Source organism: Breznakiella homolactica, from assembly GCF_016616095.2.
Lineage (GTDB): Bacteria > Spirochaetota > Spirochaetia > Treponematales > Breznakiellaceae > Breznakiella > Breznakiella homolactica.
Map to the genome: position 1 here is coordinate 2,481,351 of NZ_CP067089.2, position 20,335 is coordinate 2,501,685.

The window sequence follows — 20,335 nt, forward strand, 5'->3', positions numbered from 1 at the left end:
ACTGTTAATTCCCTTCCTGAGGGTAACGGATTGAAAGATGAAGTTCATCCAGCTGTTTTTGATCCACTTCGCTGGGACATTCATCCATGGGGCTTACTGCAAAGGAGTTCTTCGGAAAGGCAATTACTTCCTTAATAGAAGTCTCGCCGGCCATGAGCATTATCAGACGGTCCAGCCCCGGCGCGATACCGCCGTGGGGCGGCGCACCATATTTAAACGCTTCTATTAAAAAGCCGAATTTCTTTTCCGCTTCGATAGGATTAAAACCGACAATACTGAAGATCCGCTTCTGCAGTTCCGGATCATGGATACGGATTGAACCCGAGGCAAGCTCATACCCGTTAAGCACAAGATCATAGAGATCGCCTTTTACCGCCCCCGGATCCTGCTCCAAGGTCGCGTGGTATTTCTCCTGGGGCCAGGAGAACATATGGTGAGCGGCTTCCCACCTGTTTTCTTCTTCATTGAATTCGAACATCGGGAAATCCACAATCCAGGCAAATTCAAAACGGTCGGGATCACACAGCCCCAAATCTTTGCCAATCTTTGAACGGACCGCGCCCAGGGCTATATTCGCCGTCCTCCGCCGTGAGTCCGCCACAATGAGGATCAGATCTCCGGGTTTTGCGCCGAGGCCGGAGGTAATTTCAGTTGCTCTGTCCCCAAAAAACTTTGAAATTCCGCCTTCCAGAATAGGGTTAGCCGCCGAACCGGCGACTTTCATCCAGGCGAGGCCCTTTGCCTTATAAATCTTTGCATGGGCTTCCAATTCTTCGATTTGTTTCCGGGAATAATCCGCCTTTCCGGGAACAACAAGAGCCTTTACACCGCCGCCGGAGATGGTTACGCCTTTTAAAGCGGCTGCGGACTGTTCAGCGGCGCCCTGCGCCAGGGCATCCTTAAATGCCTGGAAGTCACTGTTTTCCACAAATGCAGCAAAATCCTGGAGCTGTATATCGAAACGGAGATCCGGCTTATCCGTTCCGTATATTTCAAGCGCATCGTCATAGGTTAAACGCCTAAATTGTTCCGGTAAATTCACCCCAAGAGTTTTCCGGAAAACATGCTGAAATAAACCTTCGGTCATAGACAGTACATCATCCCGGCTGACAAAGGACATTTCAATATCAATTTGGGTAAATTCAGGCTGACGGTCTCCCCGGGCATCTTCGTCCCGGTAACACCGCGCGATTTGGAAATATTTATCAAAACCGGATACCATCAGCAGCTGTTTATACAGCTGCGGAGACTGAGGAAGAGCGTAAAATTTTCCGGGATAAAGCCTTGAAGGAACAAGATAATCCCGCGCCCCCTCAGGGGTCGATTTTATAAAAGTAGGGGTTTCAATTTCAAAAAAACCATGTTCTATCATCCACTCCCGCACGGCAAACATGACATCATTGCGAAGTTTTATTCTGCGCTGCATGCCGCCGGACCGGAGATCCAGGTAACGGTATTTCAGACGAAGCTCCTCTTTCGCTTCAGATTCCTCATCAATCTGGAACGGAAGCACCTCGCATCGGCTGAGAATAACAAGCTTTTTAACAACGACTTCAACTTCTCCGGTTTCCATATCCGGGTTTACCATTGTTTCAGGCCTGGTCCGGACAATTCCTTCAACAGCAATGCAATATTCATTCCGCAGTTCTTCGGCGGTACTTACCAGATCCGATGGAGAATCCTGATCAACAACAACCTGGGTTATACCATAGCGGTCACGGAGATTAATAAAAGAAATTCCGCCATGATCACGCTTTCTGTGAACCCATCCATTGAGGACAACGTTTTTTCCGGCATCCGCAGCCCGAAGCACACCGCAGTTAACTGTACGTTTCATTATTTCCATAGAAGAAAACTATATCCGCAGGGCGGTGGGTTGGCAAGAGTATATTTATTATACTCTGTCCCTGATTTGCTGTGATAGAAACAATAGGGACAGAGTACCATTATTTTTTTAAAGCATAGTTCACCGCCGTTCCATAATAATCACGATGAGAAAACCAAGGGTCACAAAAAATGGAGCAACATACCACATTACCGTCCGAGCTAACAGGAAAGAAATTATTATGTATGATAAGAAAACTTTTAATCTTTTTGTTAAAACTATAGAGCGGGCAAAACAAAAATATTCTTTTGACGTTTTTAATTTTTGTCTCATGGGCAATCATGTCCATATTATCATTCGCCCGGGCGTCAAAGAGTCAATTTCACGAATAATGCAGTGGATTCTCAGTGTTTTTGCCCGGGCCTGGAATAAAATACATAATCTTTCCGGTCATGTATGGGGTGAGCGGTTTTATTCCAAAATGATTGATAATTTCAGGGAATTTACCCATACATTTGAGTATCTTTTTCAGAACCCTGTAAGAGCAAAACTTTCAAAGTACCCTGAGAAATGGAAATACAGCGGAATTTACCATTTCCTTTTTGGCAAAAAAGCAATTTTAGGTGATCTTCCGCCTTTCATACGCGAAATATATAATAATTTATTGTAACTATAAATCACTGGTAAGCTAATAAGTTGCTTCTATAAAATCAAAGACAAAAAACGCTTCTACTTAACAATTTTCAATCACAAACTACGCTAATAAAAACTTTCGTTTCTGTTTAATTTTGCATTCATAAATTATTATTCAATAAACCGTAAATTTTATTATTTTCATAGTTAATGTAGTATTGGTTTTAGGAAAATGTATAGGATTTTGGGGACAGAGTTGTATACATCATACTCCTTGCAGGAATAATTATAAATAAGTATACTATACTTCTCGATTTTTATTATCCAAGGAGGTTATAAGAAGAATTGTTAAAGCATGTCCGAGGACGGAAAGTCCGTTTGGAAGGGTTTAATAATCTTACTAAATCCCTTAGTTTTAATATATATGATATTTGTTATGCGCGTTCACAGCAGTCACAGCTTGAATACCTTGAATATATCGACGAAGAGTACGATTCGGAACGGCTGCGGGGTATAATCGAGGAAGTAACCCGGATTGTCGACGCTAAATTAGTCAATCTGACGACCCAGGATTACGATCCCCGGGGAGCAAGCGTTGTTGCCCTTATCAGCGAGGATGATCCCATAGTTCGGGATTCCAAGGTGCTGGTTTCATCGGAGACCAGCATTGTCGGCCACTTGGATAAAAGCCATATTACAGCCCATACATACCCGGAATTCGATACAAACACTGGACTTGCGACATTCCGGGTGGACATTGATGTCTCAACCTGCGGTATGATAAGCCCGTTAAGGGCCCTGCATTATCTGATTTCATGTTTTGATTCTGATATTGTGATACTTGATTACAGGGTACGGGGCTTTACCCGGGATACCAGAGGACAGAAAGTTTTTATTGACCACGATATTAATTCAATCCAGGATTTTATCGCGGAAGATGTTCTGTCCGATTATTTGGTTTATGACATAAATATCCTGTCAGATAATATTTTCCTTACCAAAATGCAGAAAAAAGAGCTTAAACTTAATGATTATCTTTTTGGCCCCGATATGGAAGATCTGGAACCAATAGAGCGGAAACGGATCAGGGAGTTATTAAAAAAAGAAATGCAGGAGATTTTTGAATGCGAGAATTTCTAGAAAAACGGGAAATTCGGGAACGGTACAGCCGGACATCGGGCTGGTTTTATGAAACCGGCAAAACTCTGTATTCAGGACATACAAATTTCCAGGACATTGAACTGGTGGAAACCGATGAATTTGGTGTTACCCTGCTTCTTGACGGCGCTACTCAGGTAATGGAAAAGGTAGAATTTCAATACCATGAACCCATGGTTCATATTCCCATGCTGGCGCACCCCGAACCGAAACGGGTTCTGATCATCGGCGGCGGGGACGGAGGAAGTCTCCGGGAAGTCCTGCGCCATTCAACGGTTGAGCAGGTTGATTTTGCGGAATTAGATCAGGATGTGGTTGCATTTGCCCGAACCCATCTAAGCTCGCTTAACGGAGGAGCATTTGAAGATTCCAGGGTAAAAATCTATTTTACTGACGGAAGGCATTTTGTTGAAAAATCAGATCCCAATTTATACGATATAATAATAATGGATATGACGGACCCTTCCGGCCCTTCTCTAAAGCTATATACCGCAGACTTTTTCCAGTCAGTAATGAAAACCCTTAAGGATGATGAATCTTTTTTCGTGATGCATTCGGAATCACCAGAGGCCAGACCCGAAGCATTTTCACGAATTCACCGTACACTGAAATCAGTTTTCCCGGTGGTTCGGGGTGCTTACACATTTGTAAGAATGTACGGCACATTTTGGTCATTTGCAGTCGCTTCCGGCAAACGGGATCCCGCCAATGTTCCGAGGGATATTATTTCCTGGCGTATAACAGAACGGAATATAACTTCGCTCAAGCTGATATCCTCTAAATCGTGGCCCGCTCTTTTTGCGGAATACCCCTATATTGAAGAACTGTTAGCCGCAGAAGGACCAATCTCTACAGATGAGAATCCCGATTTTCCGGATACATTTGACCCCCGGAATTAGTTTTTTAAACATTGAAACGGGGACAGAGTAACTGAATCATGGCAGATTATCTTCAGGTGGGCGGATTACAGGTAGCCGTAGAATATAAACGGATAAAACATCTCCGTCTTACGGTTTACCCGCCGGAAGGTAAAATTAAAATATCTGCCCCTGTGTACTGTACCACCCGGGATATTGAGCAATTTATCACATCAAAACGGGACTGGATCGAGAAACACCGTCAAAAATACCAGCGTCACGCCAATATAAAAAATTTATCCCTGGAAAGCGGGGAGCACCATTATGTATGGGGTATCCCATGTGTGCTTGAAGTAATCGAAAAAAAAGGCAACCCAAGAATAGAAAAGGAGGGACAGAGCATTAAATTATTTGTCCGGCCTAATACGGAAAAGAAAAAGAAAGCCGAAATAATGGATACCTGGTACCGGTCATTGATCCAGGAAGCGGCACCTCAATTTGTTGCTAAATGGGAGCCCTGTATAGGGGTGAAAGTTAAGGGCATATACTACAGAAAAATGAAAAGCCACTGGGGAAGCTGCAATTACAGCAGCCAGACTATCCGGCTTAATACGGAGCTCGCAAAAAAGAGCCCGGAATGCCTGGAATACGTGATTATTCATGAAATGGTTCATATTCTTGAACCATCCCATAACCGGCATTTTTATGAAATAATGAACAAATGGTATCCTTCATGGAAGGATATCAGAAAAAAAATGAATTCCGGTGAATTATAGAAAATTCAGCGAATGCGCCTTTATTCCAGGATAGTTATTTCCACCCTGCGGTTTCGCTGCCGGCCTGTTTCAGAGGAATTGTCTCCCAGAGGCCTTGTTCCGCCCCAGCCTTTGTATATAAAGCGATCCTGCGGAATACCACGGGCTGATAATTCCTCCACGATCCGTTTTGCCCGCCGCAGAGAGAGCTCTAATTCCCCTGCGGGCCGCCCCACTGCGGCGGTGTGGCCTTCCACAAGGAAAGTCCGTTCGGGTATCTGCCGCAGTACCTGGGCGATCAAATCCAGGCGGTAGCGTTCTTCAGACAAAATTTGATCGGAATCAGGTTCAAAGCGAATATCATTGACTGTTAGCCTGATCCCCTCGGGGACAGAGGAAACCTCGATCCCGCCATCGGAAATTCCCTCAGAATTGCCGCCGGGTCCTCCGGAAGCCTGCCCGATAGCGTCACGGAGGGTTGATTCAAGATCCCCTGATCCGGCAATCGTGTCTTTCGGGCCATTTGCTGCATGCCCGACAGAATTAGCCGCAGTGGAACTGCCTAAAGTACTTCCGATTGAGGCAATAACCGCCTCACGGTCCAAAGGTATGGATCCTTCACCAAAAACCAGGGTAAAGCCCCTGAAACGGATGGTACTCCCATCCGGCCATACATAGGTTTCATCCATAGTATCCCGCATAAGCAGGGGAAGGCCGTCCGAAACACGGATCAGGATATCCACTTCATGACTGCCATGGAGTTTAATAAAGCTCTGTCCCCCGGAGCTTTCATACCGGGAAGCATACTTGGCAAAAACCCGGTGAACCGGGATATTTTTATACTCTTCCACACCGCGGTATTCATACTGGGCGACAATGGGAATCACAACGGGACATCCCTCATTCCGGGGATCCACCGCCCGCGCCCCCCTGGCGGTCCAGACTGTTCCCGGACGAACTGATTCCGCCGGAAAAGCAGGAAATCCCCGCAAATGCGGAAACCCTTTGTCATCATCGATTCGAACGGTTCCGTCTGAAAACATTTGGAAAGAAACAGGAATAACATCATCCACGGCTCTGGCGCTTTGCCGCATATCCCTGAGGGTCTCCTCCAGGACAAAGAAATTTCCGCGGTACAGCAAAACATCTTTTTCAGTTTCTTCCGGAATTATTGATGATCGTACCTCCCGGTAAACGTGGCCGGTATACTTTCCGTTATCATACCGGGACCAGTTTGACCGTTCCGTCATGGTATAGGGGCCGGTCTGGCTGCGGGCGAGCCGTACCGGACCGGGTGTTTCCTGAGCAGGCAGAATTACAGTAACTATCAATGACAAAAAGAGGGACAGAGTAACCAGGTTTTTTTTCAGAATTTGACTCCTTTGTTTCTCTATACATAGTGTAATACAAGTTTTATAGTATAGGAATTGCTATTATATAAGGAGATCACCGTGGAAAAATCCCCCTATGATCTGACCGGAATGGACACCAAAGCCGCAAAGGAATATATACTGCACCATATCACCGCATTAAAGCTCAATGAAAAAAACATCCGGGAGCTGGATTCCGATATCAATAAGTGGGAAAACAGAATACAGCTTGCCCATTCCAAGGGCATTTCCGATCTTGCGGAAGAAGCGGAAAAGGAAGTCCTGAGGATTAAAAATGAACTGGACACCCTTAAAACGGAAACGGCCGATCTTAAAAGCGGTATACAAAGAATGATTCGCCAGCTGCCCGGACTGGCCGCCCGGGACCGCAGTGTAGACCCGGACCTGCTGGAACAGGAACTCCTCATTGTAGCGGGTTTTATGCCCGGGGATGAAGAAAAAGCAGCCCAGGACAGGGAATTTGCGGCCCTGGAGAAGAATGCCCAGGCGGATTCCGCCTTGGCGGATCTTAAGAAGAAACTTCAGGACGGCAACCAGTGATTATGGATACTGTTTTAGAAAATAGTGAATGTGGAGTTTGAATAATGAACCGTATTGCTCTCTTGCCTGACCATCCCCGGCCGCTTCTTTTTGCCCATCGCGGATGTTCGTCCCTGGCCCCCGAGAACACCATGGCTGCCTTTAAAACCGCCAGGGAGCTTCATATACCGGGAATTGAGCTGGATACCCATGTGTGCGCGTCCGGAGAATTAATTGTTGCCCATGACGATACGTTTGAACGGACCGCCGGCGACCCCCGGATCGTGGAACAGCTTACCCTGGACGAAATCCGTTCCATAGATGTAGGGTCATTTTTTGCCCCCGCGTTCAAAAATGAACGGGTTCCTTTACTCAAAGATGTCCTCGAAGAATTCTGTCCGGCCATGTATATTGATATTGAAATGAAAACCAGGAAAATAAGAAACGACCCCCTCCCGGGGCTCCTGGCAAATTTATTAAAAACCATGGGGGACAGAGTAACGAACTCCGTCACCGTTTCTTCATTCAACCCCATGGCAATACGGGCTTTCCGGGGGATGAGGACCGGTATTCCCACGGCGGTTATCTGGGGCGATGACAAAGGAGTGCCGCCCCTGCTGCGGCATGGCGAAGGGCGATGGATTGCCGGGTGTGATTACCTTAAACCCCAGTACGCCCAAGTCAGCCGTTTCAGCCGTTTCTGGCTTTCAAAACTCGGGAGAAGGCCCATGGCGGCCTGGACCGTGGATGATCCGTCGGTGGCCCGGAAACTTGCAGCCCTGGGAACAGAAGGTATTATAACGAACCGCCCGCAGGATATGCCGGCGGAATGGAGATTGCAGGGTGCCGGAAAATAAGACTCCCGACAACGATCCGGTTCCGGAAACACGGGAATCAGGGGGACAGAGCAAACCCGTGGACCAAGGTTCCCGGTTTTTGGTCCGCCAGGGATCAATGCTGTCCATCCTGACGCTGATATCCCGTGTTCTGGGACTCATCAGGGAAATGACCAAGGCGGCGCTGCTAGGAACCAGCGCGCTTTCCGATGCGTTTTCCGTGGCGTTTATGATCCCCAACCTTTTCCGCAGGCTTTTCGCGGAAGGTTCTATATCCGTCGCCTTTATACCGACTTTTAAAGAATTTCTCCTGGAAGGGAATAAAGAGAAAATTCGGGATTTCCTTTCCAGCATCCTCACCTTCCTCAGTTTTTTTGTAAGCCTTACCGTTGCCCTGGGGGTTCTCGCGGCGCCTTTCGTGGTAAAGCTGTTTAATATGGAAGAATACAGTGAAACGGTGTTTCTCACCCGGATGATGTTTCCGTTCCTGGCGTTCATTTCAATTGCGGCATTTTTCCAGGGAATTCTCAACAGTGTCCGTATTTTCACCCCAGCGGGTTTCGCTCCGATTCTGCTCAATGTCGCCACGATCCTGTGCGCCTATCTTCTCAGCCCGTTTATGAAAAACCCCGCCCGGGCCATGGCAGTGGGGATACTCATCGGAGGTTTCCTGGAAGCGGCTATACAGTTTCCCTTTGTACTCAGACAGGGATTCCGTTTCTCCTTCACCAGTCTGAAAAAAGCGCTAAGCAATCCCGGGACCAAGGCTGTACTCCGCCTTATCGGCCCCACTATCATCGGGATGGCGGCGTATCAGCTGAATGATCTGGTATCCACTGCTCTGGCCGGCCATGCGGGACCTGGGGTTGTTTCAAGCCTGCAGTATTCACTGCGGCTCCAGGAACTCATCCTCGGGGTTTTTGCCGTATCCATAGGGACAGTGCTACTTCCGGACTTGGCGGAATCCGCAAAAACATCCCGGTGGGATATGTACAACCGGCGGCTCATCGGCGCCATGGATATCATCGCGCTCATCACCATACCCATAACATTCCTCTGCCTGAGCCAGGGCGAGACCCTGATACGCCTTCTGTTCCAGACCCGGAATTTTGACAGCCAGTCGGTAGCGCTGACATTATCCGCCTTCAGGTTCCACATTCCCGGATTGTTTTTCATTGCCCTCAACCGTATATTGGCGCCGGCTTTTTACGCCCAGAGTGATTCCAAATCACCGACCCTGGCGGGAATCCTCTCGTTTGTGGTTAATATCATCCTCGCCGCGGCCCTGGTCCGGCCCATGAAAGGAGCCGGGGTAGCGCTGGCGCTGAGCACCGCCAGCGCGGTGAATACCATTCTGCTTCTGGTTTTTCTCCGGCGAAATCCCAATATCGCGGTAGGCAAAGCCCTGCGTTCGGCCCTGGTATATACGCTTAAACTGGCGGTATTTTCATGTATCGCCGCGGTTCCGCTCCATTTTCTGAATCCATTGCTGCTTGGATATTTCTCCGGCAGGGGAAGGTTTATTTCCTACGGCATTCCCTTCATCGTATCCACAATAATTTTTGCGGCAATTGGAATACTTCTGCTGGTTATTACGAAAGACAAACAGGCAAAAGCCGTTGCGGGAATGTTTAAGCGAAAAAGAAATTAACGGAAAACAACTAAACCGATGGGGCTTTTATCTTCCGGCGGTGTGCCGTACAATAATGGAATGTATTCCGTATCCTATCTGCTTGAACACTCCAACCTTCCCAGTCCCAGGGGCAATCTCGAATTGCTCCATGAGTTTTCCCGGCAGGCGGACGCCGCAGCAATCAAAGAATGCCTTGCGTATATCAAAACAGATACGGCCAACAGCCCCGAAGAATTCGCCGGCATGTGCGGTATTGTGGGATACGGTTTGTACCATAGTGATGATATTCCGGGGACAGTTAAGTTCCTGCGTCCTTACGCGTCCCACGGCAGCTGGCGTATCCGGGAAGCCGTGGCCATAGCGTTTCAGGAAATAGCCGCAAAAGGCATCCCTCCCCGCCAGGGCCGGAAAGATTTCTCCAAGGAGAAAAATCCCTTTCTTGAACGGCTTCTTGAAGAAACGGCGCCGTGGATTCAGGGGAATCCCCTGGAACAGCGCGCCCTTGCCGCGGCGTTCTGCGAGCCGAAACTGCTGACCAATGCCGCAGCAAACAAACGTATTCTCCGTTTGCTGCAAACCATTACCAATACATTCGAAAATTCCGGCTCCCTTTCCGATGATGAAAAAGTACTCCGGAAAACCCTGGGATACGGCTGGAGCGTGGTTATTGCCGCCCAGCCGGAGGAAGGGAAAAAGCTCTTTGAATCCATGGCCGGCAGCACAAACAAGCATATCCGCTGGATAGCTAAGGAAAATCTTAAGAAAAACCGGCTCATCAAAATGGACGAAAATTGGACACGGAAAATGTTATCCGTCCTTGAGATATAGCATCGGCTGTAATTTCAAAACAACTTTTTTAACGCAAGCGGGAAACTCCGGATAATTCCGCCAAAAAATCTTGACTCTTTCTGAAAACCGTTTAATATGAATTTAATCTTTCATTTAATTAATTAAGGAGAATAACATGAAGAAACTGCTCCTGTGCGTTTTGGCTTTATCCATGGCAGCGGCGATGCTTTTTGCAGGAGGAGGCCAGCAGGGCTCTTCCGGCAAAATTGAACTGAATTTTCTGGAGGTCATGACCAGCCCCGCAAGAACGGAAGTTCTTAACAGCATGATTGCCCAATACGAGGCATTGCATCCCAATGTAAAAATAAACCTTATCTCACCGCCTTACGAACAGGCGGACAGCAAACTCACCATGATGCTGAACGCCCAGGAAGCGCTCGATATTGTGGAAGTACGGGACCTTACCGCGTCCCAGTACGTTACCAACCGCCGCCTTGAGGACCTGACGCCGTATCTGGAAAAATGGGACGAAGCCGGGACGCTGCTGTCCATAACAACGGAAGCCGCATCCTCAGCAGGCGGGCGGCCGTATCTCATTCCCCAGTTCTTTTTTATAAAAGCGCTGTTCGTTAGAAACGATATCCTTGCCCGGTACGGAGTAACTAAAATGCCCGAAACCCTGGATGAACTGTACGATATCTGCAAACGGATAACCAATCCGGCGCAGAATCAGTTCGGGTTTACCCTGCGGGGAAAAGGCAGCGCGTTTAAAACTTCGGATGTCATGATTATTTCGGATATTGCCGGCGTTGATACGGAGGATTTCTATAAAATGAAGGACGGCAGTTCCGTCTACGACAATCTCCAGTATCTGGCGGCGCTGAAAAAATATATTGATCTGTATGAAAAAGGAACTCCCTCTGATTCTATAAACTGGGGATTTAATGAGCAGATCAACGCCTTTGTCTCCGGTATAACTCCCTTCCTGATACAGGACCCGGATACGGTGCCATTGCTCGATGAACAGCTCGGAAGGGATAAATATACTGTCATCCCCATGCCGGCCGGAAGATCCGGAACCATATACCTTGATTACGGATTTGCCGGCTTCGGAATTCCTTCATATTCAAAAAACAAGGAAGCCGCCTGGGATTTTATCGCCTTCATGTCTTCATCGGAACAGAATTCGGAATTCTGTAAAAAATACGGAGCCCTTCCCGTCCATACAACATCCTTTGAAAGTGATCCGTATTTTAACAGCGGATTGTACCAGGCATGGGCCAAAACCATGAACACCCCCGGAAGGTTTACCTTTATAAAGTATCCCTATGCTTCCGAAAAATTCCCCGGCTGGGGACAGGTTCAGGAACAGTATATGCAGTCCGCCCTTATGGGCAGGACAACCCCCGAGGCCGCGGTAAAGGCCTGGGCCGATTACTGGAAGAACTAATCTGAGCACGGGCGCCTGCCAATCCGCGGGCGCCCTTTCTTATCTCAATCAAGGAAGTCTCCATGGGAACAAAACGAATCGGAGGCCGGGCGCATCTGTGGATGTTCGTTCCGGCCATTCTGCTTCTCTCGGTTTTTATTTACTTTCCCGTAGTACGGGGCATCAGCATCGCTTTTATGCGGTATACCATGCTGGATCTTTCCCAGACACGGTTTAACGGATTTGACAATTTTACCGCCATTTTTACCAATCCCAATATCAAATTTACCCAGATTATTTTTAATACCGCGGTCTGGGTATTCATCTCCCTTGCCGGTCAGTTCATCCTTGGATTCACCCTGGCGCTGCTGCTCCGGAAACCCTTCAGGGGACGGGGAATATACACGGGTTTTGTTTTTTATACCTGGGCATTATCGGGGTTTGCCATCGGACTCGTATGGTCCTGGCTTTTCAACGGACAGTTCGGGATCATCAATGATCTGCTAATGAAAACCGGTATTATAAATACACCTATTGGATTTCTTTCAAATCCCCGGTACGCCATGGCTTCGGTGATAATCGCGAATATATGGTACGGCATTCCGTTTTTCGCCATCATGCTTCTGGCCGCGCTCCAGTCGGTTCCCAGGGAACTGTATGAATCAGCGGAGATAGACGGTGCCGGAAAACCCCGGCAGCTCTTCCAGGTGACTATCCCATATATCCAGTCAACCATTACCAGCACGGTACTGCTCAGGTTTATGTGGATCATGAATTTTCCGGATATTATTTACGGTATGACCGGCGGCGGACCCGCGAACGCCACGAATATTCTCGCCACCGAGATGATCAATAAAATTATGAAAGCGTACGACTTCGGGCAGGGAGCCGCGGTGGGATTCATAATAATAACGATTCTGTTTGTATTCGCTTTCTTCTATCTCAGGATTGTCGCCCGGAAGGAGCTTACTTTATGAAGCAGTATTCTTCAAAAAAAATGGTCAAGCGGGGTTTCGGGAGGCTGTCCCGTTTTATTGCCCTGGCACTGTTCCTCGCATTTGCCGTGCTGCCGCTGTTCTGGATTATAATAACCTCCCTCAAACCATCCCAGGAAATCTACACATTCCCGCTGCGGTATTTTCCGTCACGGATCAGCTTCGCCGGGTACCAGAAGCTGCTGGGGTTTGCAAAATTCGGAACGTACTTCGCGAATTCACTGTGGATCTCCCTGCTGGCATCCTTCGGCGGACTTATCGCCAGCGTACTTTCAGGCTTTGCTCTCTCCCGGCTGAAGACCAGTAAAAAAATACAGGGGCTGCTGCTGGTTTTATATTTTACCCAGATGGTTCCGTCCTTCCTGCTGATGACACCGCTGTTTCTTATGCTTTCAAAGATGGGATTAACCGACAACCGGCTTGCTTTGGCGGTGGTATACGCCGCTACCACCGTCGCCTTCGGCGCAATCATGGCCAAGGGATTCTTTGACCGGATTCCCGCCTCTATTGAAGAAGCGGCTCTCATTGACGGATGTGACCCCTTTACGGCATTGTTTAAGGTGATCCTCCCGATCACCCTGCCCGGACTTGTGGCGATCTTCAGTTTTGCTTTTGTCAATGTCTGGAATGAACTTTTCCTGGCGGTTATGCTAATTTCCAGCGACAGGAAGCTGACGGTCCCGGTGGCGCTGAATTCATTTATCTCAAAGGCCGGGGTAAGCTGGGATGTCATGAGCGCCGGCATTGTGGTAGCCCTGATTCCTACCATGGTAATTTTTGCATTCGGACAGAAATACATAGTCGCCGGTCTTACCGAAGGCGGCGTAAAAGGATAACCGGCGGCAGCCAAAGGAGTTTTTACAATGGACAGCGAAACCAGCCTGAGCTATATTCTGCATCACATGGACGAGGACAACCTTCCGGGCAATGCCGTAAGTCCGCCGATTTTTCAGACTTCCATATTCTGTTTTCCAACCTTCGCGGAATTCAGGGATGCGATCAACGATGAGGTAAACCATTCGCTGTACACCAGGGGCAACAATCCCACGGTGATGCTTGCGGAAAAAAAGCTTGCCGCCCTGGAAGGGGCCGAACGGGCAAAGCTTGTGTCTTCAGGAGTTGCGGCTATTTCCCATTCGGTCATGGCTTTTGTTAAATCCGGAGACCATGTGGTGTGCGTTGAGGACTGCTACTCCTGGACGAGAACCCTCCTCAGTACGTACCTGGCGCGGTTCGGGGTTTCCGTTACCTATGTTGAAGGAACCGATCCCGGGGAAGTTATCGCGGCGGTCAGGCCGGAAACGAAAGTAATTTATCTCGAGAGCCCCACCACCCTCACCTTCAAGCTCCAGGATCTGCCGGCAATCGCGGCGGAAGCGAGGAAACGGGGTATTAAAACCATGGTGGACAATACCTGGGCGACCCCGATTTTCTGCAACCCTATTTCCATGGGGATCGATCTTGTAATCCATTCGGGGAGCAAATACTTCGGCGGCGCCAGTGATATAATCGCCGGGGTTATTGCCGGCTCAAAGGAAGATATCGACCTGATCCAGGAACAGGAATTCCTCCAGCTTGGGACCGTGGCGGATCCGTTTATGGCATGGCTGCTGCTCCGGGGACTGCGGACGCTCCATATCAGAATGAAAGCCCATTATGAAGGGGCTTTGGCGGCGGCCCGCTATCTCGAAAGCCATCCCAAGGTTGAAAGTGTCCTGTATCCCATGCTTGATTCCTACGGCCAGGCGGCATTGTCCCAAAAACTGTTCCGTGGCGGCTCGGGGCTTTTCAGCATCCAGCTGAAAACCAAAGATATCCGTGACGTGATAAAATTTACCGATAGGCTCCGGCTGTTCAAACGGGCGGTAAGCTGGGGCGGATACGAAAGCCTGGTGTTTCCCAATGCGGTAAAATATCAGAACCCCGCGGAAATCCCGCCGGACAGGCTGGGTTTGGTCCGCCTCCACATCGGGCTTGAGAAACCGGAAGAGCTTATGGATGATCTTTCCCGGGCACTTGGGACGATCTCTTAGTCTCACCCGGTTGATTCGGTTCTTTTCGTTTTAAAAAAACAGCCCCGGAAAAACCGGGGCTGTTTTCAAATAACGCGGCTCATACATAAACCACGGCAGTAAGCAGTTTCAATAAACCGCTCACGTGCCGCGGCAGTCCATAACTAGAATTGAATCCCGCCGAAAAATCCCAGCCGGTGGATATTCCGGTCGTCACTCCAGTCAAAGGTATACCCTATGCGGCTGTCGGGAACCGGGGAAAGATTGCTGAGGGGCCTGATGTAATCATAGGAAACACCCACAAAGATTCCCAAATGCCGGAAGAACTTTAATCCCGCTGTCAGGCGTGCCTGGGCTATAAAGGAAGTAACCTTATCGTAGACTTTATCGCAGTCGTCGTACCGCTCATCCCTGAGGGCGCTCAGGTTTATTATGCTGCCCGACATAACATCGAGATTTACAAAAACCGGTCCCAGGGGCAGTTCAACTCCGAGGCCCGCCCGGTAGATCATAAGATTATCCTCAATGTCCCTGTCCAAAGCTATTTTATGGTTGTCCCCGATGGGAATTTCCTGCACACCGGCGCTGAGTATTGAATATACATATTTGGAACCGGTTTTCAGCCCGACGTTCATGAACGACATATCATCGACCCATACCGACGGACTGAAGATACCGCCCTTGACGAAGTTCAGAACCCCTATAGGCACGGTCTTCTCATTTCTTGAAATATTGATCACACCCAGCTGGACACCGGCGCCGTCTTCGCCGCTTCCATTGATTACACCGGCCTGCACACCGGTAAGGCCGCCTCTCGTCCAGTTAATTACACCAGCCTGCACACCGTGGAGATCTCCGCCGGTGTAGTTGAAGGCGCCGGCGCTCTGAATACCGCGGACGTTTTTGCTGGCCCAGTTGGCCCCCGCGGCGCCCTGGACACCGGTCAGATTCCCCGAGACGATATTAAGTCCCGCTGTGCCCTGAACACCCAGAACGTCACTTTCAGCCATATTGAATCCGACGGAACCCTGCACACCGGTTAATTTTCCCGATACTTTGGTAAATCCAAGAGCGCCCTGGACACCCATCACATCGCCGTAATTCATGACATACCCGAAGCCGGCGCCGATACCGCGAAGATTGTATCCGTCGGCGGCAACGAGGCCAAGAAGGAAATTGTTTGTTACTTTGTCAATTTCCCGGCCCATCCATTTATCGGGAATAATATCAAACTGGAAAGTCTTGACCGGCTCCGGGCTGTCACTCTCATCGTCCGCCGCGTTCACGGGCTGAACCGCATTGCCTCTGGCGACAGCGGCGGTAGCGTTAATCTGGGAGAAGGTCTCCATACTCAGGGGAGTGCGCTGATCCTTGGAAAGGAAAACTTCCGACCGGTAGAACGCGTCACCCTTCTGCAGCACCAGCCTGTACAGCCCCGGTTCAAGGCCAATTTCCATGACTTTGTTGTTTGTCTTAGTGATCTCCGCCATGAGATAGTCCGAACTGTCCCGGATGGAAATCCGTCCGGTTACATCAGCCGCTATGACCAGGCTTGCGGTGGTTTCCTTTATATCCGTAAGGACCACATCCCCGGTGCCGCTTATCTGCATATCGTAGCTGGGATGCTGCGCGCCGTGGAGGGATGTTTCGGTCTTTGCGAGGGTTTCGGTATAGGCGAAACGGTAAACCTCATTGAGGGTAACCCGGCCGTCACCCACCATATCCGCCGCGCCCCGGAGACCGGAAACGAGGCTGTGGGTAAAATATGAACCCCGGATTGCGTCCGATTCCTGGGAAGCCTCAGTGGCGGAACTGGATGTAAGGAAAGCGTAGCCCTCCGCGGAAATGGAATCGTCGATCATAAACGGCATGGTCTTAACACCGCCCTTTACCCGGGTGAACGCGCCGGAGGAACAGGAATCGAGAATGACGATTCTCATATCGGAGGAAAGGCTGTTGATTTTTTCCCGGAGTTCGCGGTAGGAATATTTTTGCCGGTTGAGCAGGAGCCCTTCTTCATCGGAATGGCCCGAGTAATAGAATACGACCTCGGTCCGTTTGAACGCTCCCGCGGCTTCATTGATTTTTCCCTGGACAAGATCAATCTGGCGGTCGATTTCCCTGATTGACGGTTCAATAAGAAGCACATTGTCACTGTGCTGGATTCCGCCCATCTCACCGAAGACCTTGGAAACCGACTGGGCGTCGCTTACGGCATACCGGAGCATTGTACGGTCACGGCCGCCGTTGTTGGCGCCGACAAAAATGCCGAAGCGCCGGGTACTGTTCTCAACCGCTCCGAAGGCAGCGGTTGTGACGACAAAAAAAGCAAGAAAAGCTATCGTAATAACCCGTTTCATAATCACTCCTTTCTCAGAACAACGGTTTTGATTTCATAATCTTTGAAAACCCTGCTGCTTTGCTCCAGAACTGTTCCGGGGTTGAGGGCCATTATTCCCGCGGAATTCATAATCTTGGTTACATTCAGAGGTTCGTCATCGATAACAAAGAAGAAAATCTCATAATCCGGCGCGTCATCCAGGGTGTAGGCGTCCTCCAGGGCGGTACGTTTTCCGGAAACCAGCAGGGTGCTGCCTTCCATGGAATAGGGGTAATGCATGGTAACCGCCCCCCGCCCGTCTATGGAAAAAATAACACCGTACCGGTTTCCGCTTACCATATACGCGAGCTGGATAGTATTCCCGGCGCCCAGGACCGCGTTATCCGGGAGCTTGGCGTTGTCGGTTTTTAAATACACAGTCAGCTCCGCCCCGCCCTTCATCCGGTCGGTCATGGGAACCGAAGCATCGCTCCTGAAAAGCGGCAGCATAGCGGCAAAGAGCGCCGCCGCGGCGCAGAGGCCCAAGGCAATGGGAGCAACAGCTGCGGTTCTGTATTTCTTCTTTCCGGACTTGGGAAGGGAGCTGTGTTCCGGATAGGTATTTCTGAATTCAAAATCGGAACGGCGGATATCCGCCAGCGCCTGGGACAGTCCCGCGTCGGAGTCAAGCGCGGTTTCGATCTGTTCTTTTTCCTCCGCGGTTACCTCACCGCAGTTATACCGTTCAAGCATAAGCACCGAAATGTGTGATGGCCTGTTCATAGCTCATCCCCTTCCTCAATTTTTATTCGTGCCCGCTTATGGAATGTTACCAGGCGTTTTCTGACGCCGGAAATAGACATACCCATAGCTTTTCCTATCTCATCCAATGTCATGCCATCCGCGTGGTACATAAAGCAAATGGCCCGGGTGGTTTCTGATTCGGTGCTGAGGATGTGTTCAACCAGAAGCTTCGCATCCACATGGTCATAGGACCGGTCAACACTCAACAGTATGCCTTCCCCCGCTTCATCATGACCTGTCTCACTGTGGCGCTTTTTCCAGCGCAGCCGGTTAAGGCAGGTATTGGTAGCCATGGTATACAAAAGGCTTGAAGGAAAATCATTTCTCAGGCGTTTGCTGCTTTTGATAAGCTTGAAGAAGACATCCTGCACCGCATCCAGTGCGTCCTCCTCGCTGCGAAGCATCTGCTTGCACCGCCGGTATACCATGGGGGCATATTTTTCATAGTACCGTTCAACATCAATATGTGATTCCATTATTCGTACCTAAAAACCGGTTTATTATGATACGTACAATAATACAACACCGGTAGTGGGATAATTTACACCGCGGGACTGATTTTTTTTGTATATATACGTTATATGAAATATATCACGAAACAGGCGTTTTTTAAGGCTTTTCGGCGCGAAATGGGCCGGAAGCCGCCGGACCCTACCCCCGGAAAGATTCCGTCAGATTGCCGTTTTCTTCTATTATAACCCTGCTTCCGTCTTCCATAATGGCGGTTATGGTGGGATTGGTGACCAGCCCGTCGAGGTGAATCAGGGACGGCGCGTCCCCGTCGTAATTGAGGCCCACGGCAAAATGGCATGTATTAAAGGCTTTTTCATCCTCCAGCATGCTGCCGGTAATCCGGGCTTTCGGGTTGAGCCCTATTCCTATTTCTCCGATATGCCTGGCGTTCCGGGCGTATACCGCGCCGGCCCCCGGGGGAAGTTTCCCCTGTTTTTCGTATTCCTGGGCGTTTTTTTCCGCCAAGGTAACGGTATTCAGCAGGGCATCCGCTTCGGTACCGCCGGATATTTCGGTTATGAAACCCCGGTCCAGGGTGCAGCGGATCGGTTCCCGGATCACAATATCCCCGTCATGGAGGCTGATGGATCCGTCAAAGGCGATTGTTCCCTGGGCGGTGCCGTTTTCCGGGCTGATAAAACTCTCCCCGGCGGGGAGATTGCCGCCGCGGCCGCCCCGGGAAAAGTCACCGTCATCGGATTTTGCTTCCCGTTTTCTGAGACCGAAACGGATATCTGTCCCCGCGGGAGCGGTGACCGTGATTTCAGCCGCCGCGTCGAGGACTTTTTTTATGGCATCGCACTGGCGTTTCAGCAGTCCGTAATCAATGGGAACGGTCCGTATAAAGGATTCAACGGTGGTACTGGGGGACCAGAAAGCCCTGCAGGTTTTCCTGCCGTACATCTGGAGATGGAAAATATGGTCCCAGGATTCCCCGTTGTAACGGTAGGGAGCGGCAATACCTTTCCTGTCCTTTCCGAGTTTTTCCGCGCTCAGGGATATGAATACCGAAGGTTCCGCTTCGAAGGCGGCAATAACCGCGGGTTCGGCGAAATCGAGCTGGGTTTTAACCGGCTGGTACAGAAGCACCGGATTTGCTCCGGCATCGAGGGCTGCATCGTATATGGCCTGGGAAATCCGGGAGACATCTCCCTGGGGATTGGTCACAATAAGAACCTGTTCTCCCGGCTTAACCTTGAGGGATTCATCCACTGCGATCCGCGCTGCTTCGCGGAGTTCCGGAAGCACGGCATCAATTGTCGAAAATTTCATGTTGGCGGCGTTCATACCGAAAGTATGGCGTTCAACAGCAATGGGGTCAAGCCGGGACAGCCGCAGTGTACCGTTGGGATATGAGCAACGAAGCATGGATATAATGGGACCGGGGGTCCTGCCGGGATGTATGGGGTATGGCTCCTCGTCGGCCTGCGGCCTCGAAAGTCGCTCATACCCCATACATCCCGGCACCCCGCGTTACAATCACGACACCATGCTTCGTTGCCTTTTCTCAATGGGGCGGGGACTTTGGCTGTTCCGGTTTAGGGGGAGACGCTTGGTAAGGGGGACGTTCTGTTCAGGGCAATGCACCTATATCGGAGTGTGATTCACCGCAACCCGGGAATCAGAAGTGGGGGTGGCGTAAAACCTGTTATGCAGGTTTGGAGCCAGGGGGAGCAGCCCTCTCGACAGGGCAGCACCGAGCCGGTTAAGCCTGGAATCATCCAGCCTGCAATTGTATCGCCGGGTGTCGTGTATAAAAGGGTATGAGCGACTTTCGAGGCCGCAGGCCGACACGGAGCCATACCCTTTTATACACGACAGGCCCCGCGGCACTGGTTACACATGGATGATTCCAGGTTTGTCAGA

At 49.8% G+C, this 20,335-nt stretch carries 18 protein-coding genes; 12 read left to right on the forward strand and 6 right to left on the reverse strand.

Translation table 11 applies throughout. The features are described 5' to 3' along the window. Positions 1-4: 4 nt before the first annotated feature. Positions 5-1,837 carry an aspartate--tRNA ligase gene (gene aspS, locus JFL75_RS11225; protein ID WP_215626782.1) on the reverse strand — a complete coding sequence of 611 codons (1,833 nt, stop codon included), beginning with the start codon at positions 1,835-1,837 and terminating at the stop codon, positions 5-7. A gap of 154 nt (positions 1,838-1,991) precedes the next feature. Here aspS and JFL75_RS11230 point away from each other — a divergent pair, with 154 nt between their 5' ends. The 4 genes from JFL75_RS11230 to JFL75_RS11245 all read left to right on the forward strand — a co-directional run bounded on the left by JFL75_RS11230 (position 1,992) and on the right by JFL75_RS11245 (position 5,249). Then, positions 1,992-2,495, forward strand: coding sequence for an REP-associated tyrosine transposase (locus JFL75_RS11230; RefSeq protein ID WP_215626783.1), 504 nt, complete (start codon positions 1,992-1,994; stop codon positions 2,493-2,495). 341 nt (positions 2,496-2,836) lie between these two features. Beyond that, positions 2,837-3,598, forward strand: a complete 762-nt coding sequence (speD, locus tag JFL75_RS11235; protein ID WP_223292624.1) for an adenosylmethionine decarboxylase — start codon at positions 2,837-2,839, stop codon at positions 3,596-3,598. Continuing rightward, on the forward strand, positions 3,583-4,515 hold the full coding sequence (speE, locus tag JFL75_RS11240; protein ID WP_215626785.1) for a polyamine aminopropyltransferase: 933 nt from the start codon (positions 3,583-3,585) through the stop codon (positions 4,513-4,515). The genes speD and speE overlap by 16 nt, the downstream gene beginning before the upstream one ends. 38 nt (positions 4,516-4,553) lie before the next feature. Then, positions 4,554-5,249, forward strand: coding sequence for a M48 family metallopeptidase (locus tag JFL75_RS11245; protein ID WP_215626786.1), 696 nt, complete (start codon positions 4,554-4,556; stop codon positions 5,247-5,249). Between the two features lie 20 nt (positions 5,250-5,269). On the opposite strand, the gene JFL75_RS11250 is transcribed toward JFL75_RS11245, so the two are convergent. Continuing rightward, positions 5,270-6,565 (reverse strand): OmpA family protein, encoded by a 1,296-nt coding sequence (locus JFL75_RS11250; protein ID WP_223292625.1) that lies wholly within the window; start codon positions 6,563-6,565, stop codon positions 5,270-5,272. 114 nt (positions 6,566-6,679) lie between these two features. Here JFL75_RS11250 and JFL75_RS11255 point away from each other — a divergent pair, with 114 nt between their 5' ends. The 8 genes from JFL75_RS11255 (at position 6,680) to JFL75_RS11290 (ending at position 14,853) form a co-directional block, all read left to right on the forward strand. Next, positions 6,680-7,159: a PspA/IM30 family protein gene (locus JFL75_RS11255; RefSeq protein ID WP_223292626.1), complete on the forward strand. Its 480-nt coding sequence runs from the start codon at positions 6,680-6,682 to the stop codon at positions 7,157-7,159. A gap of 44 nt (positions 7,160-7,203) precedes the next feature. After that, complete coding sequence (locus JFL75_RS11260) at positions 7,204-7,995, forward strand: glycerophosphodiester phosphodiesterase (protein WP_215626787.1); 792 nt, start codon at positions 7,204-7,206, stop codon at positions 7,993-7,995. 58 nt (positions 7,996-8,053) lie between these two features. Next, complete coding sequence (gene murJ / locus JFL75_RS11265; protein ID WP_285291978.1) at positions 8,054-9,625, forward strand: murein biosynthesis integral membrane protein MurJ; 1,572 nt, start codon at positions 8,054-8,056, stop codon at positions 9,623-9,625. A 42-nt stretch (positions 9,626-9,667) separates the two neighbouring features. Beyond that, positions 9,668-10,435, forward strand: coding sequence for a hypothetical protein (locus JFL75_RS11270; protein WP_223292628.1), 768 nt, complete (start codon positions 9,668-9,670; stop codon positions 10,433-10,435). A 136-nt stretch (positions 10,436-10,571) separates the two neighbouring features. After that, positions 10,572-11,846, forward strand: coding sequence for an ABC transporter substrate-binding protein (locus JFL75_RS11275; protein WP_215626789.1), 1,275 nt, complete (start codon positions 10,572-10,574; stop codon positions 11,844-11,846). Positions 11,847-11,908: 62 nt separating this feature from the next. Beyond that, positions 11,909-12,802, forward strand: a complete 894-nt coding sequence (locus JFL75_RS11280; protein WP_215626790.1) for a carbohydrate ABC transporter permease — start codon at positions 11,909-11,911, stop codon at positions 12,800-12,802. After that, entirely contained in the window at positions 12,799-13,656 is an 858-nt protein-coding gene (locus JFL75_RS11285) for a carbohydrate ABC transporter permease (protein ID WP_223292629.1), read from the forward strand. The genes JFL75_RS11280 and JFL75_RS11285 overlap by 4 nt, the downstream gene beginning before the upstream one ends. Before the next feature lie 27 nt (positions 13,657-13,683). Then, positions 13,684-14,853 carry an aminotransferase class I/II-fold pyridoxal phosphate-dependent enzyme gene (locus JFL75_RS11290; RefSeq protein ID WP_215626791.1) on the forward strand — a complete coding sequence of 390 codons (1,170 nt, stop codon included), beginning with the start codon at positions 13,684-13,686 and terminating at the stop codon, positions 14,851-14,853. A 143-nt stretch (positions 14,854-14,996) separates the two neighbouring features. Here the strand turns inward: JFL75_RS11290 and JFL75_RS11295 are convergent, their stop codons facing one another. From JFL75_RS11295 to JFL75_RS11310, 4 genes are all read right to left on the reverse strand, one after another. Then, positions 14,997-17,192, reverse strand: coding sequence for a caspase family protein (locus JFL75_RS11295; RefSeq protein ID WP_215626792.1), 2,196 nt, complete (start codon positions 17,190-17,192; stop codon positions 14,997-14,999). Between the two features lie 2 nt (positions 17,193-17,194). Beyond that, positions 17,195-17,935 carry a hypothetical protein gene (locus JFL75_RS11300; protein ID WP_215626793.1) on the reverse strand — a complete coding sequence of 247 codons (741 nt, stop codon included), beginning with the start codon at positions 17,933-17,935 and terminating at the stop codon, positions 17,195-17,197. Next, entirely contained in the window at positions 17,932-18,432 is a 501-nt protein-coding gene (locus JFL75_RS11305) for an RNA polymerase sigma factor (protein ID WP_215626794.1), read from the reverse strand. The genes JFL75_RS11300 and JFL75_RS11305 overlap by 4 nt, the downstream gene beginning before the upstream one ends. A 175-nt stretch (positions 18,433-18,607) precedes the next feature. Continuing rightward, positions 18,608-19,837 (reverse strand): aminopeptidase, encoded by a 1,230-nt coding sequence (locus JFL75_RS11310; protein ID WP_223292630.1) that lies wholly within the window; start codon positions 19,835-19,837, stop codon positions 18,608-18,610. Between the last annotated feature and the right edge of the window lie 498 nt (positions 19,838-20,335).